The organism is Methylobacterium sp. 1030 (assembly GCF_040544715.1).
In the GTDB taxonomy this organism is placed as follows: Bacteria; Pseudomonadota; Alphaproteobacteria; order Rhizobiales; family Beijerinckiaceae; genus Methylobacterium.
In genome coordinates this window covers 17,035-40,229 of sequence record NZ_JBEPKM010000032.1, presented here as the reverse complement: position 1 = coordinate 40,229, position 23,195 = coordinate 17,035, and the positions used below count along the sequence as shown (strand labels likewise).

Annotated in this window: 26 protein-coding genes; 4 read left to right on the top strand and 22 right to left on the bottom strand. The window is 62.0% G+C overall.

What is annotated here, in order from left to right; genetic code table 11:
- The 19 genes from ABIC30_RS29735 to ABIC30_RS29645 all read right to left on the bottom strand — a co-directional run.
- Window positions 1-1,805: hypothetical protein (locus ABIC30_RS29735; protein WP_502915878.1), on the bottom strand; the 1,805-nt coding region annotated here is incomplete at its 3' end.
- Window positions 1,805-3,028 carry a hypothetical protein gene (locus tag ABIC30_RS29730; RefSeq protein ID WP_354456600.1) on the bottom strand — a complete coding sequence of 408 codons (1,224 nt, stop codon included), beginning with the start codon at window positions 3,026-3,028 and terminating at the stop codon, window positions 1,805-1,807. The genes ABIC30_RS29730 and ABIC30_RS29735, both read right to left, overlap by 1 nt.
- Before the next feature lie 9 nt (window positions 3,029-3,037).
- Window positions 3,038-3,940, bottom strand: coding sequence for a hypothetical protein (locus ABIC30_RS29725; RefSeq protein ID WP_354456599.1), 903 nt, complete (start codon window positions 3,938-3,940; stop codon window positions 3,038-3,040).
- Between the two features lie 9 nt (window positions 3,941-3,949).
- Window positions 3,950-4,222 carry a hypothetical protein gene (locus ABIC30_RS29720; protein WP_354456598.1) on the bottom strand — a complete coding sequence of 91 codons (273 nt, stop codon included), beginning with the start codon at window positions 4,220-4,222 and terminating at the stop codon, window positions 3,950-3,952.
- On the bottom strand, window positions 4,219-5,646 hold the full coding sequence (locus ABIC30_RS29715) for a packaged DNA stabilization protein (RefSeq protein WP_354456601.1): 1,428 nt from the start codon (window positions 5,644-5,646) through the stop codon (window positions 4,219-4,221). The genes ABIC30_RS29720 and ABIC30_RS29715 overlap by 4 nt, the downstream gene beginning before the upstream one ends.
- Window positions 5,643-6,335 (bottom strand): phage adaptor protein, encoded by a 693-nt coding sequence (locus ABIC30_RS29710; protein ID WP_354456597.1) that lies wholly within the window; start codon window positions 6,333-6,335, stop codon window positions 5,643-5,645. Before ABIC30_RS29710 ends, ABIC30_RS29715 begins: the two co-directional genes overlap by 4 nt.
- Window positions 6,336-6,338: 3 nt before the next feature.
- Entirely contained in the window at window positions 6,339-6,686 is a 348-nt protein-coding gene (locus ABIC30_RS29705) for a hypothetical protein (RefSeq protein WP_354456596.1), read from the bottom strand.
- A gap of 92 nt (window positions 6,687-6,778) precedes the next feature.
- A complete protein-coding gene (locus ABIC30_RS29700; RefSeq protein WP_354456595.1) occupies window positions 6,779-7,984 on the bottom strand; it encodes a P22 phage major capsid protein family protein in 1,206 nt (401 codons plus the stop codon).
- Window positions 7,985-8,009: 25 nt separating this feature from the next.
- Entirely contained in the window at window positions 8,010-8,894 is an 885-nt protein-coding gene (locus ABIC30_RS29695) for a hypothetical protein (RefSeq protein ID WP_354456594.1), read from the bottom strand.
- Between the two features lie 14 nt (window positions 8,895-8,908).
- On the bottom strand, window positions 8,909-11,044 hold the full coding sequence (locus ABIC30_RS29690; protein WP_354456593.1) for a portal protein: 2,136 nt from the start codon (window positions 11,042-11,044) through the stop codon (window positions 8,909-8,911).
- On the bottom strand, window positions 11,041-12,396 hold the full coding sequence (locus ABIC30_RS29685) for a hypothetical protein (RefSeq protein WP_354456592.1): 1,356 nt from the start codon (window positions 12,394-12,396) through the stop codon (window positions 11,041-11,043). The genes ABIC30_RS29690 and ABIC30_RS29685 overlap by 4 nt, the downstream gene beginning before the upstream one ends.
- On the bottom strand, window positions 12,371-13,102 hold the full coding sequence (locus tag ABIC30_RS29680) for a terminase small subunit (RefSeq protein WP_354456591.1): 732 nt from the start codon (window positions 13,100-13,102) through the stop codon (window positions 12,371-12,373). Before ABIC30_RS29680 ends, ABIC30_RS29685 begins: the two co-directional genes overlap by 26 nt.
- Window positions 13,103-13,153: 51 nt before the next feature.
- Window positions 13,154-13,471, bottom strand: coding sequence for a hypothetical protein (locus ABIC30_RS29675; RefSeq protein ID WP_354456590.1), 318 nt, complete (start codon window positions 13,469-13,471; stop codon window positions 13,154-13,156).
- A 177-nt stretch (window positions 13,472-13,648) separates the two neighbouring features.
- Window positions 13,649-13,873: a hypothetical protein gene (locus ABIC30_RS29670; RefSeq protein ID WP_354456589.1), complete on the bottom strand. Its 225-nt coding sequence runs from the start codon at window positions 13,871-13,873 to the stop codon at window positions 13,649-13,651.
- Window positions 13,860-14,360, bottom strand: coding sequence for a hypothetical protein (locus tag ABIC30_RS29665; protein WP_354456588.1), 501 nt, complete (start codon window positions 14,358-14,360; stop codon window positions 13,860-13,862). Before ABIC30_RS29665 ends, ABIC30_RS29670 begins: the two co-directional genes overlap by 14 nt.
- 310 nt (window positions 14,361-14,670) lie before the next feature.
- Window positions 14,671-15,060: a hypothetical protein gene (locus tag ABIC30_RS29660; protein ID WP_354456587.1), complete on the bottom strand. Its 390-nt coding sequence runs from the start codon at window positions 15,058-15,060 to the stop codon at window positions 14,671-14,673.
- A gap of 9 nt (window positions 15,061-15,069) precedes the next feature.
- Window positions 15,070-15,306: a hypothetical protein gene (locus tag ABIC30_RS29655; RefSeq protein WP_354456586.1), complete on the bottom strand. Its 237-nt coding sequence runs from the start codon at window positions 15,304-15,306 to the stop codon at window positions 15,070-15,072.
- Window positions 15,307-15,365: 59 nt separating this feature from the next.
- Complete coding sequence (locus ABIC30_RS29650; RefSeq protein WP_354456585.1) at window positions 15,366-15,743, bottom strand: hypothetical protein; 378 nt, start codon at window positions 15,741-15,743, stop codon at window positions 15,366-15,368.
- 303 nt (window positions 15,744-16,046) lie between these two features.
- Complete coding sequence (locus ABIC30_RS29645) at window positions 16,047-16,535, bottom strand: DUF2829 domain-containing protein (protein WP_354456584.1); 489 nt, start codon at window positions 16,533-16,535, stop codon at window positions 16,047-16,049.
- Window positions 16,536-16,649: 114 nt separating this feature from the next.
- Between ABIC30_RS29645 and ABIC30_RS29640 the strand changes: the two genes are divergently transcribed.
- Together ABIC30_RS29640 and ABIC30_RS29635 are read left to right on the top strand one after the other, a co-directional pair.
- Window positions 16,650-17,501: a replication initiation protein gene (locus tag ABIC30_RS29640; protein WP_354456583.1), complete on the top strand. Its 852-nt coding sequence runs from the start codon at window positions 16,650-16,652 to the stop codon at window positions 17,499-17,501.
- Complete coding sequence (locus tag ABIC30_RS29635) at window positions 17,491-17,730, top strand: hypothetical protein (RefSeq protein WP_354456582.1); 240 nt, start codon at window positions 17,491-17,493, stop codon at window positions 17,728-17,730. Before ABIC30_RS29640 ends, ABIC30_RS29635 begins: the two co-directional genes overlap by 11 nt.
- 18 nt (window positions 17,731-17,748) lie before the next feature.
- On the opposite strand, the gene ABIC30_RS29630 is transcribed toward ABIC30_RS29635, so the two are convergent.
- Genes ABIC30_RS29630 through ABIC30_RS29620 form a run of 3 tightly spaced genes read right to left on the bottom strand, consistent with a single transcriptional unit; the run spans window position 17,749 to window position 20,595 of the window.
- Window positions 17,749-18,036 carry a ribbon-helix-helix domain-containing protein gene (locus tag ABIC30_RS29630; protein ID WP_354456581.1) on the bottom strand — a complete coding sequence of 96 codons (288 nt, stop codon included), beginning with the start codon at window positions 18,034-18,036 and terminating at the stop codon, window positions 17,749-17,751.
- On the bottom strand, window positions 18,033-18,680 hold the full coding sequence (locus ABIC30_RS29625) for an AAA family ATPase (protein ID WP_354456580.1): 648 nt from the start codon (window positions 18,678-18,680) through the stop codon (window positions 18,033-18,035). Before ABIC30_RS29625 ends, ABIC30_RS29630 begins: the two co-directional genes overlap by 4 nt.
- A 55-nt stretch (window positions 18,681-18,735) precedes the next feature.
- On the bottom strand, window positions 18,736-20,595 hold the full coding sequence (locus ABIC30_RS29620) for a MobA/MobL family protein (RefSeq protein ID WP_354456579.1): 1,860 nt from the start codon (window positions 20,593-20,595) through the stop codon (window positions 18,736-18,738).
- Window positions 20,596-20,828: 233 nt separating this feature from the next.
- On the opposite strand from ABIC30_RS29620, the gene ABIC30_RS29615 reads away from it, so the two are divergent.
- Entirely contained in the window at window positions 20,829-22,982 is a 2,154-nt protein-coding gene (locus ABIC30_RS29615; RefSeq protein WP_354456578.1) for a type IV secretory system conjugative DNA transfer family protein, read from the top strand.
- A 27-nt stretch (window positions 22,983-23,009) separates the two neighbouring features.
- Complete coding sequence (locus ABIC30_RS29610; RefSeq protein WP_354456577.1) at window positions 23,010-23,189, top strand: hypothetical protein; 180 nt, start codon at window positions 23,010-23,012, stop codon at window positions 23,187-23,189.
- Window positions 23,190-23,195 lie beyond the last annotated feature (6 nt).

Below are 23,195 nucleotides of genomic sequence, written 5' to 3'. Positions count from 1 at the left end.
TTGGTGCCGAGCACGGTGCGCCATTGCTCCTGCGCCGCCGTCGACGGCGTGTTGCCCCAGACCTTGTTTGCGAAGGTCAGCGGGTCGTTCTTGTTCGTGTCGGCGATCCGGCGCAGCTCGCCGGCAGCCGCTTCCTGTGAGACCGGGCGGCCGAGCGCCGCGACCATCTCGCGCGTGGCGGTCGGCGATCCCTCGAACAATTTGGCAGTCGCCTTTTCCGGCCCGTTGGCGCGCATCCGCGTCAGGTCGCCCACGCGGCCCTCTTTCAGGCGCTGGATATCGGGCATCTGCTGCTGGTAGATCTGGCGGCCCTGCGCATAGGCCGGGGAGGCCTTGTCGAGCGCGGCGTTCAGTTCGCCCAGCGCCTCGCCGAGATATTTGGAGCGGGTGTTGTCGCCCTGTTCGACGGCTTTTTTCATCATCACGTCCAGCTGCATCTTGGCGTGGTGCAGCACGGCGATCGAATTGTCCGGTACGCCCTCGCCCAGCTGGCCGGACTGGCGCAGCTTCTGGATCAGCGCGTCGGGCAGCTTTTCCCCGTTCGGGCCTTTGGGGATTTCCAGCGGCGGGATCTCGTCCGGGTAGGCCTTGCGCGCGGCGGCAATCGCCTGACGGACGGTCATGCGCTTCAGGACGGGGGAATCCTCCGGGATCGTTTCCAGCTTGGCCTGCTCGTAGAACGGGTGCGCGTCCGACTGCATCTTCGTCGTCATGCGCTCGATCTTGTCCTCGGCCGCCTTGATGAGCTTGCCGCCGGCCTGGTCGGGTGTGCGGACGTTCGGGGCGATGGCGCCGATATTCCGGTCGATCGCGCCCGGTACCGCTGCGGAGCGGTCGGCAAAGAATTTCTGCATCCTCGCGGCCGTTTCCGGTCGGCCCTGCAGGGCGGCGGCGGTCGCGCGCAAGGAATTGTCGTCCAGCGCCTCGCCAAGGTTCAGCGGCACGCCCTCGCGGTCGGCCACGGCCATGCGGTTTTCAGCCGTCCGGATCGCGTTCGGCAGGTCGGGGTTGGCGGTGAGCTGCTTTTCGACGATCTGGCGCGCCTGGCTCTTGCGGCCGATATAGGCGGCAGCCTTCCTCGAAAGCGGCCCCAGCGTGTTGGCGGCTACATTGCCCAGCGCTCCAGCAACAGGGGCAGCAACAGCACCGACCAAAGCGCCAGGAACAACAGCGTCTCCCGCCGCGTCAGCTCGCTGGCCTTCCTGTGCAGCGCCTGCCGCATAGATGGGAGCGGAAGCCGCGCCGACAGCAGCGCCTTGGAGGGCGATCCCGCCGGGCACGCGGCCGAGAGCTGCCAGCCCACGGCCAACAGCAGGAAGTTTCGTGGCGGCTGCGCCCGGCCCTGCGATTGCTCCTGCGACCTGCGCCGCGCCTGAAACGATGGGGTGGTCATGCTGCTGCCTTTCGAGTTCGCGGTTCGCGTCCAGCTGCGAAGCGCGGTAGAGGTTGGAATAGGGTTCGCCCGTAGCGGCGGAGGCGATGCCGGCGCCGATCGCGCTCTGGGCCTCGTCGGCAAGGTTCGCGGTCGCTCCCTGCATGCCCTGATCGAAGAGGAGCTTTGCGGCACGGCCCAGCGTGCCCTTCAGGCGGGCCAGCATCGGCTGTTTCGGGGTTTCGGCGGGCGAAGGTGCGGCGGCTGGTTCCTGCCCGTCCTGCGGCTCCGTAGCCGCCGCAGGCGGCGAGGAGGGTTCCGCCCCCTTGGCCGCGTCGGGGAATTTCGTCTGGATCAGGGCGCGGATCTGCTCTTTCGGCATGTCATCGGGGAAGTTCACGATCACGCCGTCAGGCATTTCCACATCTGGCATTATTTAAAATACTCCTGATAAGAGACAGCTTTCCCGCCCTGCGGCGCCTCAAAGCCACGCGCCCCGGCAGTCGATTTGAGCTTTTCACGGCTGTATTTGCGGAAAGCGTCGATGTTCGACTTGTTCAGCGCCTTCGCCGTGGCCGGGTCGGCCTTGGTTTTCGTCGACATGATGCTGTCGATCGGGTTGGCCGCGAAGTCCATGGTCGTGCCGCCCGCGATGATCGGGTTGCCGAGCATCTGGTTCATGAGCTGCTGCACGCCGCTGTCGTAGGCGCCCAGCGTTTCCATGGCTTTGACCTGCGCGCCGATCTGCGCCCGCAGCTGGTTGATCTGCAGGGCTTCGGGCGATCCGGCGACGGGGTTCGGGCTCTTGTCCAGCGCGGACTGATAATCGGTCAGGAGGCTGTCCAGCATGTCGACGGCCTGCGCCACTTCCTTGGTCTGCTTGGCGTCGTCCGCGCTCGGCACATAGCCGTCGCGCGTCTTGAGGCCCGGCACCTGGTTCTGCAGCTTGGTCTTCTTCAGGTCGGCGTTGGCGTTGTTCGTCTGGTTCCACGCTTCCTTCTGGCGGTACGGCGACTCGCCGCTCGTGTCCGGCTGCGGGATCTGATCGCGGTTCGGGTTCGGCACCTGCGGCAGGTCGGATCCGCCCATTTCCGGGGGAAGCGTGCCCAGATCCTTCACATCGAGCGCCGGGATCATGCTCTGCAGCTCGGCCAGCGTCAGCGGCTTGCTGCCGTCCGCCGTGGGTTTGGGCAGGGCATCGCCGATGGCGTCCAGCGCGCCGTTGGCCTCGGCACTCGTGTCGTAGATCGAAATCCCCTTGGCGGGCGCCTTCGTCCCGGACGGGAATTCACCGATCGGCAGGCCTGCCTTGCCGGCGGCCGGATTGATGCCGGTCGGGCGGGCTGCGCCGCCGATGATGTCGTAGATCGAGCGCTTGGACGGGTAGATGTTGCCTTCCATGTCCGTGGACAGGCCCATCTGCTGCTTGGCGTTCCACGCATCGAGGCCCGCCTGCTCGCGGGGATCGAGGGGCTGGCCCATCTGCTTTTTCAGGAGCGCGCGATCGGCGATCTTGTCGAGGTCGGCGCCTTGCGTCTGGAGCTGGGCCGCACGCCATTGGCGCTCGTCCTCCATCTGCTGCTGCGCCATGTCGAGGCGGCGGCGATCCTGCGCCGCATTGTACGATCCCCAAGGGATCGACGGGTCTAAAGGCATGGTTCCTCCTTACTTCAGCAGGCCGGCAAGCGCGCCGCCCCAGCCTCCGGTCGCGTATCCAATTCCGGCGTTGATCCCCATCTGGGCAAGATTGCTGAACATGGAGCCGCGGCTGGCGGTCTTCGCCTGCTGGGCTGCGGCCTGCACGTTGCCGATCTGGGTGTTCAGTTCGGCAGCGCCATCGGCGTAATGCTGGCCCGAGGCGATCTGGGTGTTGGCGGCGTTCTGCCCGGCGTTCGATACGCCCGAGAGCATGTTGTAGATCGAGGTTTTCTGCTGCTGGTCGCGCTGGAAACCGTCGTTATAGGTCTGGTTCGCCGCGCCGACATTGTATTCCGACAAGGCCTTCACCGCCTCGGGCGTGAATATCTTGCCCTGCGCGGCCAGCCTGCGCTCGATCGCCTTGTTGCCCTCGTCCAGCGCGAATTGATAGCCCGGATCTTCCTGATACTGGTACGGGTCGAGGAGCGTGCCGGTCCCTTCCGGGCGCGTGACCGGGCCTGCGATATCCATCTTCGTCCAGTCCGCGTCCGCCGGCTGCGAGCCGTCGCGCTTGTTCTTCTGGGTGTAGAGGCCGTCTTCTTTCAGGAGGTAGAAATCATCGCCGCGGTTAGCGACGTATTCGTTCCCGGATCGGCCTTTGCCTGTCCATGTTGCCTCGGCCGGAAGATAGCGGCGGTAATAATCCTCGCCGCTCGGGCCGGGCAGGCCCAGATAGCTCGACAGAAGATCCGAAGCGTTCGTCCCGGCCAGATACCACGGTCGCACGTCGCGGCGGGCCTGACGGTTCTGTTCTTCCAGCAGCTGCAGGGCTTTTTCAGCTGCGGCGGTCTGAATACCAGCGGCTTTTCCCGCGCCGCCGCCAGCGCCGCCACTAAGCACGCCTCCAGCGAGGCTTCCAAGTAATCCCATGAATCCTCCTTATGAAATCACGGCGCGGTCAGTGACGCGCCGCCAGTTGGTGCCGTCCGAAAATGCGGGGACGGCTCCGCCGACATCGTCGGTCACGAAAATCAGGCTTCCCTCCCACCTTGCCGGGTCAGGAACGTCCGCCTTGGCGAAGCCCTGCAGCTGGACCGGCGCGCGGCCGTTGACCGCGTTCGATACGAACTGGAACCAGCGCGCCCAGACGTTCGGGGCAAAGCCGCTCTGGCCTGCGATCACTTCCTTGATCGGCGGGAACTGCGCGGTCATGCAGCCCTCGGCGGGTTCAGGTAGGCGTCATTCAGCTGCCAGAAAATCGGGTCGGAGCCGCGCAGGTGATAGACGCGGTCGCGGGACGATCCGAGCCGCGTCCAGCGCGCCCGCGCCTTATAGCGGCCGATCTTGCCGGCGCTCGTGCTGCGGAACGAGGTGAAGGTGAAGCCGCCATCGTCGGAATAGCACAGGCTGATCTTGGGATCGCTGCCCTGCCCGTTCGCAAGCCCTTGTCCGGGCTCGATGTCGATCACCAGCTCGTTGTGCGGGATGATCGCGCCTTCCTGCGACAGGTGGGGGAAGGTGCGCTCCCAGATAATCGCGTCGCCGTTGTCGGAATAGACCTTGTTCGACAGGTTGTAGATGTTGCCGTTTTCCCGGTCGATGACGAGGTTTTTCTGGGCGAAGAAGAAATGACCGGCGGCGCGATGCTGCTCGCTGCGCGACAGGCTCTTGTTGAAAAAGCTGCGTTCATGCCATTGGCCGACCGTGCCGTCATAAACCAGCGTCGTGTCGAGGCCTTTGACCTGCAGGCAGTAGAAAATATGTCCTTCCTGGTGGTACGTCCACGCATAGGACTCCGTGAAATCCTTGGCCGAGGCGATGCGCCCCTCGATCGCCTGCGTCGATATCCGCTGCGCGTTGTAGCCGTTCATCTTCCAGACGACGCCGCGGCCCTGCTCGTCGATGCCGAGCCAGACAACCGTGTTGTCGAAGCGCTGGATCGTGAAGCCGGCGGCGCAACCGGTCTGGATGATCGCGCCTTCCGCGCGCTCGAACGGGAAGGCCGCGTTTCCGGTGTTGTTGAACACTTCCACGCTGCGCGTCCCGAAAAACTGCATCTGGCCGTGGTCGGAAATCAACCCGACAAGGTTGTCAGGGCTGCTTTCCGTCGACGAGAAATCGAGCGGATCCCAGCTGAAGCCGTCATTGATCGCCGAGATGTAAGGCTGGCCGGTACCAAGCTTGAAGACGATGAAATAGCCGTCCTGATAGTCGACCATCGAGCACGCCGGAAAATCCGGGTCGGTAATTTGGGCGAAGGCGTTGGTCGCGATCGTGAAGATGTAGCCGAAGCGGCCGTCCACGATCATGACCTGGCTGCCGTTCTCGGCGATGGAGACCATGCCTACGGAAGTCAGCAGGGTGCCGCGCAGGACGGTCGTGCCGTCCTCCAGCACCTCGTAAAAGCCGTTGCCGGACACGACGAAGCCGCGCCCGTCGTTGGCGGTCGTCTTGCACCCCCTGCCCGGCCCGCCGCCGGCCTGCGCGAACAACGCAAGGCCGGGCGTCAGCCGGAGGCAGGCGGGCGATTTGGAAGTGCCGGTTTCCGAGGCGATCAGAAACAGGTTGATCGTGCGCTGGCAGTCGAAAGACCGGCCGTCGAGGCGGTAGGATGGGCCGACCAGCGGCAGTCTCATCGCCACCTGCCCATGCAGCTGATTTGCATCAGCGCGGGATCGACCTGCGAGGAGTTGTTCTGGTTCATGGTATTGGCGTCCATGATCGCGCCCTTGCTTTCGGCAGCGATGCGGCGAACGTCGTCGGAAACCGGGCGCTCGTATTCGGGCGCGAGCTGCAGGGCGAGATTGTAGCGCAACGCCTGCGCGTAGCCGGGCGGAAGGGAGAGGACCGTGTTGAGGTCGGCCAGCGTGGTGAGCGGCTTCAGGCTGGTCAGCCCGAGCGTGTAAGGGGCGGGCGGGACGCTATCGAAGATCAGCGTGCCCAGCGGGTGGTTGGCGTCGTAATAGAGGCGGTAAGGCTTGGTTGAGGCCGATTTGTCCGGGATCGCGGAATATTCCACGTCGTCAATGATGGTCAACGGCAGGTCGGATGTACCCTCGCGCAGGAAGGCTGCCTTGATCTGGACGGGGCGGACAGTCGCGAATACACCGGCAGGCCCGATGGTATAGCTTGCGGTGCCGGCGGAAACGGGGAAGGTTTCGCGCTTTTCTTCGAAAATCGTGTCCTTCTCGATCGACCAGCTTTCCAGCATTTCGTTCAGCGTGACGAGGGCGTCGGCTGCGTCCTCGTCGCCGGCAGGCTCGGCCGCGCCGATCACCTGAATCAATCTCAAGGATCGGGTAATCAGGTCGCGGACCGTTGCCATGGGTTATTTGCCCGCCTTTTTGGCAGCAGCGGCGGTTGCCTCTTTCAGCTCTTTCTGGACATCGGCCAGCTGCTTGGCGCCTTCGGCATTCGCCTTGGTCAGCGTTTCCAATTCGGCCGTCAGCTCGGTGTTGGTTTTGTTCGCCTTGTCGAGGAGGCCGTTCAGCGTGGAGATCTCGGCGCGCGCCTCTTTCAGCTGCTCCTGCAGCTCGGCGGTGTCGTCAGAGACGGGCTGGTTGTGTTTCACGGGCTTGAAGCCTTCCTTAATGGCGGCGTCATAGGCTTCCTTGGTTTCGACGAGGACGGATTCCTTGCCGTCCTGATGAAGCCACTGTCTTTCGAATTCTGGCATGGATCATTCCTTGGATTGTTGGGTTTAAAAGCGAACGCGGGTAGAAAAAAGCCGCCCGGAAAGGGCGGCTTTCAAGGTTCCTTTGGAGGGAATTAGGCCGTGATACGGCAGGCCAGTTGCGGGCGGATCGTCGCGTAACCGTACATGATGTCGATACGGCACGGGAACTTGTCGTTGTTGATGTCGTACTGGCGAACAATACGCATCGACAGACCGTCCATGACTTCGCGGGCAGACCAGTCCACGCCTTTCGGCATGATCAGGTCGGCCGTTGCGAAGGCGAACGCGTCCTTCTGGAACGCCATGTTCTGGGCGTAGCCGGTGGAGGCAGAACCGGAGACCGTGACGAGGGCCGAAGTCGCCGGCAGGGCCGAGATGTTCTGGCGCGGGTTGGTGTTCGACGCGATGAAGGCCGGGGACACCTGAACGCCCGTGTAGGATCCGCCGACAGCCGCCACGTCCGCCGTAACGACGAACTGCTGCAGCTTGCCGGATGCCACCTTCGTTTCCGGGTGAACGGACTGAACGCCCGCGATCGTAATCACCGTCCCCTTGGTCAGGGTTTGCGTGCCCGTGCCCGTCAGGTTGATCGTGTTCGAACCTTCGACCGGAGCGCCCGTCACCGTCAGGGAACCGGTCGCCGAGCCGTTCGTATGTACGGGGACGATCGTGTTCTCGTAGATGTCGCCGAAGCTGACCGTATTGGGCGCCAGAACGCCATCGCGGTAGGCTTTGGAAATCTTGTCCTGCGGGTTGAAAAGACCCTTCAGGGCGTCCGAAATCTCGACCTGTGCGTCCGTGTTCAGGATGATTGAGCGATCCGTGGTCGGGGCCAGAGAGTCCGTCAGCTTGGCGCGGGCCTGGTTGAGGACTTTCAGGCTGTTCGGCACCGTGCCCGGTGCCCCGACCTGCTGGTAGACATCCTTGTACATGTTGAAGGCGTCCGCCTCGATGTTGGCTGCAAGAACCGCCATCGCAGGATCCAGAATACGCTTCGAAAAGTCGTCGAGGTTGAGCGTCAGTTCTGCAGAGCTGAAGTTTACGTCAACCCCTTTTTGCGTCTGGATTTTCAGGTCGACGGACGTTTCGTTCGTGTCCTGGGCGGACAGGGTTGCACCGGTACGGACTTTGTACTGGTTCGGTTGGCGGATTTTCAGCGTGTCGCCGATCTTCGCGCCTTCTTTTGCATAACTGTCGTCGTAGGATCGGTTGATCGAGCCGACAAAGTTAAGCTTCTGGTGCAGGATACGCAGGGCTTCCCGCGTAACTGCGGTAGGGGTGAGGATAGAGTTTGCCATTCATCAGGGACGCTCCTTCACGTCTTTATTTGGCTGATAGGTTTTTCCTTCGCCACACAAGCCATTCATCCATCGTCATCTTGTCCGGGTTCTTTTCGACCTGGCCGCGACCGTTGACGGGCTGAAGGGGTTCGGGTGGCGCCTTATAGGTTGGTTGAGCGGGAGCGGCGGAGGCAGGCTGTGATTGCTCGAACCCGATTTTCGCGAGCGAGCGCATGACCTGGAACGGTGTCTTGGTCATGAGTTCGTCGAAAAGGTCGGGGTTCTGGCCGAGATGGTAGGCGATCGCCGGGCCGTCATCGTCGTGCATGATGGCGGTGTTGATCACTTTGAGAGCGGGGTTTTGCGGGTCTGTCGCCATTGCCGCCTTGATGAGCGCCGATGTCTCCACCAGAACTGCATCGTAGTCCGGCACTTTGGCGGCGAAGGCCGCTTCCCGTTTCTCGAATGCCTTGCGGCCTTCTTCGATGGATTTGGCGTAAGCTTCATCCTGCGCTTTTTTGGCGTCGGCTTCTTTCTGATCCAGCACTTCCTTCTGGCTCTCGTACTTGCCGAGCGCCCTCCAGTAGGCAGGATCGTCTTCGCCGTGTTCGAAGTCGGTCGGTTTGGGTTCTACCAGCCCGGATTGCTGCCCTTTGAGCTTGGCGAGTTCCTGTTCGGCCGCCGTTGCCCGTCGTTCCCAATCCTTGCCCGTGGAATAGACCTTGTCGAACCGCTTCTGCATCGCATGGCGGATCTTGTCTGCTTCCGAAGGCTGCTGTTTGGTCTTTTGTTCGCCACCCTCGCCGGCTTCATTATCGCCGCCTTCGGTCTGGCCCTCGTCCTGTGTGTCCGCGGACGGTGCGGATTGTTGCGGGGCGTCAGCCCCGGGCGCAGGAGCCGCCTGCGTCGGGTCGTTCTCGGTCGTCATTTACGTTCCTTGGTTTAAGCAGCGGCTTGTTCAGGGGCCGCAGTCCCCTCTTCGCCTCCCTCGTGGGAGAGAATCATGTTGAGCGCGTTGGACGCGTCCTCGACCTGCCCTTCCAGCGCGATGACGGCCTGAATAATGGCTTCCATCGTGACGCCGGGCGGCAGCTGTATGGGGTTTGCAGCCGCGGGATCGGCCGCAGGCATGACAGGCGCGGGCGGCATAAGCTTCGCCTGCGCCTCGACAGCCTTGTTGTCGACTTCCTTGGAGCGGATATCCAGCTCTTTCAGCTTGACCTCGCGGTCGAGCTGCTCGCTCTGGCTCTTGTCCTTCAGCGCCTGATCCATCTGGGCGATCTGCGCTTTCAGGGCTTCGATCGCCTTTGCGGCCTGCTGCAGCTGCATCGCGGTCGGATCGTCGCCGCGAAGCTCGGGCGGCAGCTGGGCCTTCAGGCGCTCGGCAATGTCGTCCGCTTCCGCGAAATCGAGGTTCTTGAAGAGGATATCGCCCACGATGCCCGCCATCTGCGGCTGTGCGCGGATCAGCTCGATGATCGTGTTCACGCTCTCGATGCGTTTGGTGGCGTAGGCGGGGCCGACATCGGCCACAACGTCGTATTTGCCCATGTCGAGCGCATAGATACCCTCGTTCTGGTTGGCAGGCTTGCCAGCGCCTGTGATCGTCCTGACCGTCTCCTCCTGACCGTCCTCGCCGATAATGCGCACCACGCGGGCGCCGACGTAGATTTTCGGGATCAGGTCGATGATGATGCGGCCCACCTGACGGATCGCGACCGCCCTGTTGTCCATGAAATGGAACGTGGCGTTGTTGCCCTGCTGCTGGCGGGCCAGAATGGCCTTGCCGCTCTTCTCGTCGCCCTGCTGGCCCAGCGAGGCCTCGAACATGCCCAGCGCGTTCTTGATGTCCTCGCCGGCCGCCATCGCTTCCTGAAACATGGCGATGGATGCGGTCGGGGGCGCCTGACGCTGCGGAGCCGGCGCAAGCTGGCCCTTGTGGTCGACCAGGTCATACTCAAGGAAGGCTGCGTTCGTGACGTTGGCGTTCAGCCATTTCTCGCGGTTGGTTTTGAACTGGCCGACAGCGCCGATGTAAGGCGCTTTCGGCTGCAGCGCGATCGTTTCGGCGTGGACGGATTTCCAGTAGTTCAGAAGGCGCTGCGAGTCCTTGGCATCATGGATCAGCGAGCGGGCGATGCGGCGGCCCTCATGCCAGATCAGATCGCCGTAAACCGGCACCAGCGGAATGTATTTGCCCGGCCAGACCGTCTCTTCGAGGATATCGGCCGCCGTGAGCTTGTACCATTTGATCGTCGGAATGCGCGTCTTGCGGGATTTGAGCCCGGCAACGTCGATTCCCTGCTCCTTGGCTTCCTCGGCCGTGCAGGTGTTTCCGTCCAGCAGCTGGTAAAGGGTGGTATCCTTCCACTCCTTCTTGAAATATTCCGCGACGCGAACCTTGTCTTCCGTACACCAGTCGCCATCGACGCTGCCGAATTCCTTGAAGCTGACAGGATCCTTGCCCGGATACTGCGCTTCGAAAACGGCACGGTCGACCATCTCGGAAACGAAGCCGTATTCTGCGTCCGATCCGTCCTGATTTTTGTGGTTCGGGTCGATATAGCAGCTGCCCGGATCGAACACCTCAAGGATCTGGATGTCCTGATCGAAAGAGCGCTCGTCCGCGTAGGCGGTCGTGATCCTGATCCAGCCGATGCCGCGGCGCAGCTGGTTGTGCCCTGCCCTGTTGTAGGCGATCGAGGCGCCGGACGTGGTTTCGATGTTGCGGATGATGCCGCGCAGGATGCGGGCCGTCTCCTTGTCGCCGTGGTCGTCGACCGGGGAAACCTTGATCGCCAGATTGTTCTGACGCTGCTCGTTCTCGACCTGGTGGACGAACGGCGCGAGGCGCGGGATGTGCAGGCAGGGGCTTCCCTGCGCCTCGCGCATCTTGCGGATGTTCTCGGGCCACGGATCGCCCTGCAGGAATTCAGCGTCTTCCTCGCCGTTCGCGTATTCCTCGTCGTAATAGTCCTTGGCCGTCTTGAAATCGGCATGCGCCTCGGCCAGCAGCTTCTCCGTGGCCGCCGTGGATCGCTCCTTGTCCGTTTTTTCCGAATTATCGCTTTCTATCATGCCATCCAGCCCTGCGGCCCTATCGGGGCATCGCTGGGTTTCTCATCCTTGTTGCTCGTGTTTTCCGGGTCCATCAGGCCAGCGTTGAAAGCCTCCGCCGCATAGCGGTAGGCGTCCGATCCGTGGCTGGACCAGTCATGCTTCGGTGTCGGACGGAAGACCTTGTTCTTGTCGTCCCATTCCCGGTGATAGTGCCTCAAACATTCGATCAGCCGTTCGCAGTTGGTCGAATGAAAGCACGTGATCGCCAGCGTGGTGCGGGCCGTCTTGATCCCGGCGTCACGGCTGACAACCGGCAGCACTTCCGTCTCGAAGCCCAGATCGTTGAACTGCTGCTCGATCGTGTTGCCCGTCCTGACCGACCCCGTGCCGGCGTCGTGCGGCAGGATCAGCTTGCCCAGCACATAGGGCTTGTCGCGCATCAGCTTGGCGTAGAAAGGCACGCTCTGGCCGCTGCTCTCGTGGTAGTCGATGACGCGAAGCTCGCCGGCAATGACCTGACAAAACAGGATCGCCGTGGAATCGCCGAAGCCAAGGTCGAACACCGGATAGACCGGATACCGCCGGTCGTATGGCAGGATGCGGATCCGCTCTTCCTGCTCGGCCGCGTTCATCTCCTTGCCGTAATAGGCACCCGGCAGGGCTGCGTCGAAGCTGCAGAAATATTCCTGCAGGTATTTGGCCGTTCCTTCTTCCTCGCCCATCTCGGCGATCAGTTCGCGAAGCTCGCTTTCCAGCGTCTCCTTCGTGAACACGCCCGTCTGTTCGGCGGTCAGCTTCTGGCAGAACCAGCTGCCATCTTCACCCATCGCCTTGGTGGCCGCGTCGTACATGCTCTTGGCATGGTTGCGGCCCCGCGGCGTGGTTATGAAGAGCGCCCATCCGCCGTTCTCGGCAAGGATCGGCCGCATGTACGCCCAAGCGTTAGGGTCTGCCAGCGCCCATTCGGAGAAGACAATTCCGCGAGGCGTAGAGCCCACCTGGCTGTTATAGTTGTCGCTCCCCAAAACCTGCCAGGACGAGCCATTGATGAATTCAATGAACATCTCCGTGTCGTTCGTCGACTTGCGGATTTCGAGGGGGAAAGCCTCGTCGATACGCTTCTTGCCGGTGTGCGGGTTGACCGCCTTCCAGATCGCTTTCCGGGCCTGCGCCGCCTCGGGCAGCATGTGCCAGTAGTTGCCGACCTTCTGCATGGCCTGACAGGCCGTGAAGTTCAGGCAGAGGTCGTCTTTACCTGCGCGGCGGTGCCAGACCGCCAGAGCCCTCTTTCCGCCATTCTCAAGGTATCGCCAGAGCGGGAGCTGATACGCCCGCGGCTTCCAGTTATGTGGAAGGCGGATCGTCGGCATCAGAGAAGCGCGTAACCTGTATGGTTACGGCCGAGGGGCTGTTGTCTTTGTCCTTGAACATGCCCAGATGGCGGGCCACGTTGTCGAGCGCCTTCATCTGGTCATGGGTCTTGATCTCAAGACCGGAATTCGTCTGCTTCACGCCGGCATACAAAAGGCGGGCGGCTGGGCTGGCTTTGCCCGTGTCCTTAAACACGATATCCGGCACGCCCTCACCAAAGCACTCCGGACAGTCCGGATGCGGTTCAAGGCGCGGATCCCAGCCGAAGCCGCCTTTCGGATCAGGAGGTGCCAGCGGTTCAGAGGCGAATTCCTCGTCCTCGTCGGCGAAATCATCCTCTTTCAGGGACTCCAGATAGCGTTCCTGCGCCTTTTTGAATTCCCGCTCGGTCCATTGATACTCGTGGCCTTCGCCATGACAGTAACGGCAGCAGCGGCGGCGAAGCTCGCTCAATTCGTTGGCGTCCGCGTTGGCGATGGCCCACCAGCGTTGAAGGACCATGTCTACGGTAATCTCGGTCCGTTTCGAGCGTTCGGCCTGAAGAGCCTTGATGCGGGCGTCGATGTCAGGTTTTTTCAGGTTCTCTTCGCCGATTGATCCTGCTGTGTGTTGCGAATAGCCGGCGCGGATCGCCGCTTGGGTCGCATTCAGGTCGACAAGATATTCCTCGCAGAAACGGATCTGCTTGTTACTTAATTTGCTCATGCTGTGAGGGCATCCGTTAAGCGCCGGAAGTGCGCGGGTTTGGGTGTAGGCTTAGGAGTCGACGATCGCCTTGACAGTCCAGCCGGGTTCGGCGCAGCGCTCGTGTCGGCCGCCGGCTTCAAGGTAGTTGTCCTGGCCGACTGTTGCGTTCGCCGCGGTCATGCCTTTGGGGGTGAGGCGGTACCAGATCGCGCTCTTGGCGTAGATCTCGATGTAGGCGGTGCCGTCCGGGCAGGTGAATACGGCTGCGTTGTCCGCGTTCAGGCGCTGTTCGATGCCGGCTGCGACGTGGCTGCCCTGCATCTGCATCTTGTCGCCGATGATCGGCTGATCCAAGCGGCGCGGAATGACGATCAGTTCGTTTGCCATGAAGGCCTCCTGAAAATGAAAAGGCCGCGCGGTGTTTCCGGCACCGGCGCGGCCTGATTTCGCGCAGGTGAGAAGGGGATAACGCCCGCGCTGAAATGAAAACTCCGCCTGCGTTGCTTCGCGGCGGAGACAGAAAATCGAGTATGCACAAGTATTGCGGGAATTCTCCCCGCTTTGTCAAGCGTTATATTTCGCGAAGTCTTTCAACGCGTCGCAGATACCTACAATCTGCATCCGGGTAAGGTTCCCTTTGCGGCTTATGAGGAAGGCGGTCAGGTCGTTGAAGAGCGCCAGCTCCTCGTCCGCCGTCGCCGCGCGTGGCTTTTGAGGCAGCACGTCGCGCGGCGCGACCGGACGGCCCGAAAAGAAGCTCATGACGTTGTCGTCCTTAGGGTCGGCCATTGATCTGGTCCCCCCACCCGGCCGCGATGGCGTACTCGTTCAGCCCGACCTGAAGGCGCTCCATGGCCGTGTCCCAGCTGACATTATGTTTTTCTCGAATGGCATAAAGCGATAATTCCCGCTGGCAGAAATCCTCGCATGTCAGAATGGCATTTTGCGGTGCAGCCTTGCGCCAGCGCACGAACACCTTCTTGCGCTCGACGAGGAAGTTGATGCGGCCCTCGCTCTCCTCGGCGCCGATCGGGCGCATGCCGCCGGATCGCGCGCCGTAGTTCATCATGCGGTACTCCTTGGGGGCGTCCCAGAGCATCGGCGCGTAGGCGACATGGACGGCGGCGTCCTGCAGCGTGTTGTTCAGCCGGGCCAGAACCTTCGCGACATGCGCGCGCTGGAAATAGCCGACGCTCGCGCGGTCGGCCTTGCGGTGCATGATCTGGGCTTCGGGATTGGCGGCCGGTGGAATCACCAGCGGAAAATCGTCGTGCATGTTACCCCCAAAGGCGAGGGTGACGAAAAAATATCATTCAAGCAAGAGGTAAATATAGATCGACGGCATTATACCATTATAGACAGCCGTTTTTATCGCTTTCTCGAAAGCCGTTTTTCTTCAGGGTCGGGTGGCCGCGAAAGGCGGACAGCCCGTCCCTATGATCCTGGTTCGGTCCCGCCGGAGGCGAAAACGGACATGATCCTCGTCCCGGACAATTCCAGAAGACCGAAGCGAAGAGCGCACGTCCAGCCCCGAAGCCGAAGGGCCGCGTAGCGGCGGGCTTGACGGAAGCGATCGCGAGGTATGCTCAGTGTGTCTCTGGTCGGTGAACTTCGCCTGACAGCAGCATCACCTCTTTGGCGAGCTGGATTCCGATGCCGTCTACCAAGGCACGCGCCATGATGGCGTCTACGGATTGTCCGGCTGATCGGGTGTCAGCGTCGAGGATGGAGTCGGCCAAGCTCCATAGATGCTCCATCCGGCGTACGAAACCCGGATCGACCCTTTCATAGTTCGTGTCCCTCAGGGCAAGCACTCTCGCGGCGAGCTTGCAGGCCAAATTTCCCTGCATCGCTGAAGCGAATTCACGCCCCAATTCCGAATTCTCAGGGTCGATCACCTCTGCGTGGCGGGCTTCGATCCGGCCGCAAAGCTTCCGCATCAGACAAAGCGCCACGATGTAGTCATTCCGGTACACGATTCGCTCTCATGGGTAGCCCCGCCTGATCGCCTTTTGCAGGAGGGCGGATCGGTGAGAGAGCGAGCCGGACAGGAAGCGGGCGGACAGTGTATGAAGGCGGCCCGATCCGTCGAACTGTGAACGAAGCTCCTGCGCGGCTTCGATGATCTTGTCCAAACGCTCCACCATGCGGGCGTCCGCATATGTAGGCGCTGGTGTGAAGGGCAGCGACAGGAATCCGAACAAGGCGCGGCGGTCGATCATGGCTTTCCCTCGAAAACCCGATTCTGCCAGAGCGTGTCAGGGCTGTGAATCCTGTTTCGTTAACCGGGGCGGTAAAGCGCGTAGAAGATATCCGCCAGAAGCACCGACTGCCCGTAAACGATAGCGCGGCTCATAATGCGCTCTGCTTCCGGTGTTGGCTCATCTTCGGCATGGGCGTGGTGTCCGATGATTGTGGAATACACGCCGGAAACGTCATTGAAGAACGATGCGAGCGAATCTCCGCGCTCTGCCAGTCCATAGGCTAGGTCGGCGCACGCTCTCGCCAGAATAACGCCGTGTGCGTACACGAGGCTTTCATACTTCAGCTGCTGGACACTGTTGTTACTGATGGTTTCGGCCATGAAATGGTTGCCGCATATGCTCAAATGCATACCGAAAGCCAGATCAATCGCTTTGCTCATCTCCTCGTCGTCCATGCCGTATTGTGCCAGACGGCAGGCTTTCCGGGAATCCCCATAATCCGCTTCAAGGTATTCTATCTATTCAAACCTTCTAGATTCCGTGCCGAAAAGCCAAGCGTTACCATATCGTTAAACCGGCAACTATGAAGGATCTGGGGGCAACGCTGAAACCTATGGGCAAATATGGCCGATTCGGTGAGGTTTGTGGGCGCTGCTGTGAAACCGCTGGGGCGCTTTTATGAGGTTCGTGGGCATGAAAAACCCGCCGAGGCTCGTGTCCGTTGGCGGGTTTTTCTCTCTCGTGGGCTGGGTGTCGGGTTATGGGATAATCTGCCAGTCGTTCGCCAGCACGTCGGTCTGCGACGCCAGCCACGGCACGACGTTGTCTTGTGCGGTTTTCATCGCGATGTACGCACCATACGGGACTAGGCCGTCTTGTCCCCACGTCGCTTTGGCAATCTCGGTTCGGGCTGGGTAAGCGCCTTCCGGGACGTGATAGAGGAACATGCCTTTGCCGTTCCAACCGGCGCGGGCGACCTTGTGGCCGTCTTTCAGGGCGACCAGCGCGTGTCCGAAGCTCAAGCCGTCCAGCGGTTGATAGCTTGCCTCGAAGACGTCTGCTGGCGACCAAGAGATGTAGCCGCCGTGGCCAGGATGGTTAGGTTTGCCGCCATCTGCATATTCGACCAGATAGCCAGCGTCGTTCGGATCCTCATCTGCCGGCGTTTGCCAGCCCCGATAGTCGTTATACACGCCACGCGTCATAGGAATGGCGTTCAATTTTTTAGTCCCGTAAAAAGTCTTCATGAATTCCCCTTCTCAAATCTTTGGGTTTGCAATGGCGGCAAGTATGAAGTTTGTGGGCAAAAAAGTGAAGCGAAAAGGCTTGGCTTTTCATAAGAGGCGCGCCATGGTCGGCGCATGGCCGACTCTGCGCAGATCCTGACGCTGCAGCTCACGCCCCGGCAGGACGAGGCGATCAAGCCGGCCGAGCTGATCCAGGTGTCCGGGCACCATAACCTGACGCTCTATGCGCGCCGGGCGATCACCATCATGTGGCACCACGCCCATATGCAGGGCGTGAAGGAAGGGAAGCGCTACACGATCGAGCTGGACGAGCTTCGCACCGACGGCCACAAAGGCTATGACAAGATCACGGAGTCGATCGAGCAGTTGATGCGTACGATCCTCGTGGTTCGCCTGCCAAGCGGAAAGACGCGCCGCGTCCAGTTTCTCGGCGGCAACGATATGGACAGTCCCGACCGACCGGCGGGCGTCCTGACATACAGCTTCGATCCGATGCTGCTGGAAATCCTTAGCCAGTCGACCATCTGGGGCAAGATCGCCCTGCCGATCCTGATGGCGTTTACCTCGAAATACGCGATATCGCTTTATGAGAATGTTTCGCAGTTCGTGAACCTGACCTACAAAAGTTCGCAGGATTTCACGCTCGACGAGTTCCGGAACATGCTCGGCGTGCCGGAGGACAAATATCCGGCCTTCGGGGAATTCAACAAGCACGTCCTCAAGCCCGCGGTGGCGGAGATTAACGCGCTGGCTGCTTTCAACGTGACCGTCCTGCCGATCAAAGAGGGCAAGAAGGTCGTGAAGGTGAAAATCGGTTGGTGGAAAAAGGACGAGGACGAGCTGCGCGAGGCGTTCGCTGAAATCCAGCGGACGAAGCTCGGACGCCGCGCCAGAGCGCAGGGGCGGGTGGAGATGGTCGCGCCGCCCGTCCCGTCAGCCCAGCGGATCCGCCGCCGTGCCCGATAACCTCATAGTTGGGCGCGAGCTGGCCGCCACGCTGGCGCAGGACAACCTGCGGGCAAGGGCGGCACTCCCCAGCCGGACGCCGCGGGAGCGCTTCTTTCGCGACCGGATGGCGTCGGACGCGGCGGCCTTCGCCGCCTATGCGGCCGGGCTGGTCGATTTTGAGGGCATGGAAGCGCGGATGTTCAGGGACGAGTGCATCCTGATGGATCGGCACAGGGTGATCCCGTAGCCGCCCAAAAACTTCACATTAGGCGCGCGCGATCGGGCTCTCGCCGTATTTTTCAAACAGCAGGTTCAGCGCCTCGGCCAGCAGGGCGGACTGGCTCTTGTCCTGCCGCACGGCGAGGATCTTGAACTGCTTGAGGACTTCCGGCTCGAAGTAGGCGCTGATCGCCACTTTCTTGTCGCCCGTGGCCGTCAGGCGCGAGGGCGGCAGGTTGTGTGCCTTCTTCTCGGCCGGTTCGGGCTGGAGCATCGGGAATTCGGCCTGCCGCTTGGCGGCGAGGCCGGCTGCGAAATCCACCTTCTTGCTCATGCTGCCTTGCGCTCCTCGATGCCCAGCTGCTTGCACGCCCACTGGTACAGATAGTCGATCTCTTTTGCGGCCTTGCCTTCCGGCTCCATCTCCTGCGCCGCGAGGCCGCTGATAAGGCAGCGGTTGAAGGCCACGCGCTCGCCCAGCGCGACAGGCGCGACGGGGAGCTTCAGGTGCGTGGCGATGGTGACGGCCGCGTCCTGCGCCGCCTGTATCGAATGGTGCTGCACCGCGTTCATGATCGCGTAGGCGGGCTTGTTCGGTACCAGCTGCAACAGGGAGGTTGTCTTCCCCATCGCCCGGATGTCCATGATCGAGGGCTGGCAGGGGACGATTACCAGATCCGCCATGCGGATGGCGTCCAGCGCCGTGCTTTCCGAATGCGGGGCCGTGTCGAGGATCAGGATGTCGGTTCCCATGTCCTGATAGTCCGCAGCCTCGCGGGCAAGGCGCGAGGCGACGATGGACGCGACATGCGGCAGCGGCTCCTCGCGCGCGTCGTGCCATTCCTTGGCGGAGGCCTGCGGGTCGAGGTCGAGCATCACGGTGTTGAAGCCGTGGGACTGGAAGGCGCAGGCCAGATGGATGGCGATCGTGCTCTTGCCCGACCCGCCTTTCTGCGCCACGAGGGCTATGGTTCGCATGTTCGCATTACCCCATCCCGTTTTTCTATGATTCGGTTGTGGGGTTATGTAAACATTATTCTCGTTCGCGGCCACGCCCCTGATCGTTCTCGCGGCCCGGCTCGGCCTTGGGCGCGGGGGCGGCTTCGGCCGCCTTCCACCATTCCCGCGTGATAGTCTGCGGCGCCTGATCGGATCGCTTGTGATCGTTCCACCAGTCCATGCGCTCGGGCTGGGCGAACGGCTCCACGTCGACCTTGCGCCATTGCTTGCCCGGCTCGGCGCCGGGCTTGTCCGCTGGCCGTGGATCAGGGACGGGGGTCTGGGCCTGCCGGGTAAAATCTTCTCGCGCGCGAGGATCTTCCAGTCCGGCCGCCTTGCGCCCTTCGGGCGTATTCATGGCGGCCTCGATCTTTTGCTCCATAATGTGGCCTGGTGTCGGCGGGAAAAGCGGGCCTTTCGCGCCGTAAGGCGGCGTAGGCTGCGGCGCCGGTACCGGCTTTGGGGGTGGCCGCTCGGTCTGGCTCGCCCTGCGGCCTTGCGCGTGATCCCGCGCCTGTTCGAATTTGTCCTTCCGTTCGCTCATCGCGCCGCGGTTCCTGTTCCGGGTTTCCTTCTCCAGCGCCAGCTTGGTTTCCAGCTTCTCGCGCAGGCGGGCATACCGGCCCATCAGGGCCAGCTTCTGGCGCTCATGGTCGGCCGCCAGCGCGTGCCGCTCCTCGGCTTCGCGCTTGGCGAGGGCAGCCAGTGTCAGCTGGTGCAGCTCCTTCTGCTGCTCGTCCCTGCGGTTCAGGCCGAACACGTTGCGAAAGAACCGGGTCGTGCCGGTGTTCGACAGGCGGCGCTCGATCGCCTCGATGTCGGCGAGGACGTTGTTCCGGAACCGGCCGTTGCGCTCTTTCTGGTCGGCTTCGAGCGCGTGGGTTTGCGGGTGCAGCTTCCGGTCGAGGTCGAGAAGGGCCAGATCCTCGCGGCGCTTCAGATCGAGGACGCGTTCCCAATCCCGCTGCGCCCAGGCGCGCTCGCGCTTCGTCGCCGGCGCAGGATCCGCACGGTAGGCGAAGACGGCCGCGACCGGCCTGCGCTCCGGGCTTTTCGTCTTGACGGGAACCCTGTCCAGCGTCCGCTTGGCTTCCAGTTCGAGCTTGGCGCGGGACAGCTCGGCCTCCTGCGCGTTCATCTTGATGATGGCGCGGTTGCGGTCGCCGATGGTCGAGCCTTTGCCTTCCCGCTCCCGCTTGATGGCGTTGTATCCCATATGGACGGTGGCCCGCCGGTCGATCATCCGGTCAGCGAAAGACCGGTGGTCGACGCGGTGCGGGAGGTTCGCCCGCTCATAGGCGGCGTTGACATGCTCGGCCCATGCGGGGCGCGTGATGTTCTTCAGCTGCTCGCGGAGCATCGCCTTGTTGCCCCGGAAATCCGGGTGCTTGGTCTTGGCGAAGCCGTCGCCCTTCAGTTGCCGGGTCGAAATCAGAAAATGGGCGTGGTGGTTGTTGCCTTCTTCGGGCGCGTGAATCGCGAAATCCGCCACGAGGCCGCGCTTGACGAAATGGTCGTAGACAAACCCGCGCACGAGCTGGACGCGCTGCTGGTGTGACAGCTCGGCCGGCAGGGCGACATCGAACCAGCGGGCGATCTGGCTGTCCTTGCGCTTCTCGGCCTGGTGGGCGGCGTTCCAGAGCCTTTCCCGGTCGTGCGCCCATTCCGGCGCGGTCTTCGGCGCTACGATCTCCTCATGCACAAGCCCGCCCTTGTGGCGGAAATCGTGATCGTAGTTCGGCGGCTTCCTTGGGTCTTCAGGGTTGGGCGGATCGAACTTCGTAGGCTCCTGGATCAGCCGGGCGCGCGACTGGTAGGCGGCCGTCCGCACGGCCGAGTTCCTGTGCTTTTCCTTCCTTCCCACGATGTATGCGGAAAAATGATAGAGCGCCACGCCATCCCCCTGTCGGCCTTCACATCGCGTAGCGATGTATAAGTGCGCAGTGGGAATCTACCATGGGTCATGAACCTTGGCTATCGGCGCATATACGGGTCATCTGATCCTTGGCGGGCCGGTCAGTGATCGCAGCCGAACCGCTCGAATTCACGGGCACCATGGCGATGTCAGAATTGACGGTTTGACGGTTTGGGATGGCTCTTACACCATGGCCGTGAAAGGAGGCGGCGATGGCTTACGATCATACCAGCTCGCGTTACCAATACGAATTCGAGCATGGGAAGCGTTTCCAGAAGGGAGATGTGTTCTTAGGCTACGACGCGGACGGTCAAAAGATCGGGATTTCCACGGAGTCGAGCCTTATCGGCATAGCTGGAACGGGCGGCGGCAAAACAACCTGCCTGATTGCTCCCAACGTGATCGAGGCCGAGGACAATATATTTTGCATTGATCCCACGGCGGCGGTGGTCAACGCGACTTGGGAAATACGGGAGAAGATGGGCCGGAAGGTGCGGGTACTCGATCCGTACCGGATATCGAAGGTGCCTGATAGGCTCATCGCGACCTACAATCCTTTCGAGTTCGTCGACCAGTCGTCCGAAAAGGTGACGGGCGATATGAACGCGATTTTCCATGCGATGATCGTCCGGCATGATCCGAAGGCGGAGCATTGGGATGCCGGGTCGGAGGCGCTTGCCAGAGGGATCGGGGCGCATCTGCTGACCGCTGCGCTGCCGCCGATGCGGACGCTGCCGCAGGTGCGGGACGTTCTGACCTCGCCAGCGCTGGACAGGTTCATCGAGGAGATGGGGAAGAACGCCAGCCTGTGCGGTCTTGCGGCGGCTGGGGCGGCCATCATGGCCTCGCATAACAACGAGGCGGGGCATTTCAAAAGCTCGGCGCGGACAAACACCATGTGGCTCGACGCTCCGCCGATCCGGCGGGTGCTCGAAGGCAAGTCCAATATGGATTTGCGCGAGCTGAAGACGGGCGATTTTGACCTCTTCGTGATCCTGCCTATCGAGGAGATGGAAGATAACGGGCGCTTCCTGCGGCTGTTCGTGTCGCTGGCCTTGCGGGCGATGTTCCAGACGGCCGGGGACAAAAAGTGCCTGTTCATCCTCGACGAATTTTTCAGCCTTGGGAAGCTTGAGATCATGCTCAAAGCTTTTGCGGCTGGGCGGTCGAGAGGGATCAGGTGCTTTCCCTTCGTGCAGGATCTGGGGCAGCTCGACATGCTCTATGGCAAGTCGGGCCTGCGCTCGTTCCTTGCGAATTCATCCGCGCATATCCTCTTCCATGTCGAGGATCACGACACGCTGGAATGGGCGGCAAAGCGGATCGGGCAGATAACGGTCGAGGATTTGGGCCTGCCCGCGCACGCGCCCACGGTGCCGGACATTCCCGAGAACCTTTACGAGATGGCGGCGGCGCAGCCCTATCGGGGCCATGCGATCCAGCTTCCGGTAAACCCGCAAAAGCCGCTGGCGGGGCACCTGTTCAACCTCGCCTCGAACGGCATGGCCGATATGTTCCACGCGGCGCAGGTCGCGCAGGCCTCGCAAGCCCGTCAGGTCGTGAGCCGGATGCAGAACGAGCACCGGATCAGGGAGGCGCAGGAAAAGGCCCGCTATGACCATGTGATGAAGTCGGCGGGCAAGGCGCGTATCCCGCCGGAAGAGCTGGGCTTCCTGATCGCCAAGCCTGCGCCCGACAAGCCTGCAAAATCCATGGTCGTGTTCACGGCCGGATCGCGGGTACTGAACGTCCGCCTGCATCCCTTCTACCTGAAGCCGCCCTTCGACCGGAGGGCAAAGCGGCAGGCCGAGGCGCTGGCCGACCGTGTCGCCGCTATCGGGGTGTACGTCACCAGCTATAAAAAGCAGATCGGGGTTCGCGTGGAGTGCCTTCGGGACATCGAGGCCGCGCGGGTGCGCAATCGGTCAGAGCTGCGCAAGGCATGGTGGAAGGCTCCCGCGCTGGGCTTCACCTACACGGCGCTGGGCGGGCTGCTGTCCATCGCCGTGATGGTCTTGTTCCGCTACTGGCCGACGAACCTCCATGTGCTTCAGTCTTGGTGGGTTCCGGTCGTCGCCGTCCTGATCGGCGCCATGGGCATGTTCGTGGACGCGTGGCAGCGGGTCGATCCGCATACGAAGCGGCTGGCCGCGATTGACCGCTGGCGGGATCAATGTCTTCGCGGGCTGGCCGAGATGGGCATCACGCCCGAGGAATTCGAGCGGCTGATTACGCCGGAGGAAATCACGCAGCAGGCCGAGCCTGAACCCGCGCCGCAAGAGCCGATCATCGTTCCGGATGATGATGGCGAGCCGCCCATCTTCTTCTTCGGGCAGGAAATCCACCCATCCCCCACGCTGCATTAGGAGGAAGCCATGGGCCGGTTGGCGAAAATGACCCAGATCGAAATCTGGACGGTGGGCGGGATTATCACTGGCACGTTAAACGCCTTTTTCGCACCGGAATTCGGAGTAGGGATCGCCATCATCGTTGTGTACACGATTGCCTTTCATCTTACCGGCATCGTGGCTGACGCTCTTGTGTCATGGTGGAAAGAATTGGGAGAACGCTGATCTATC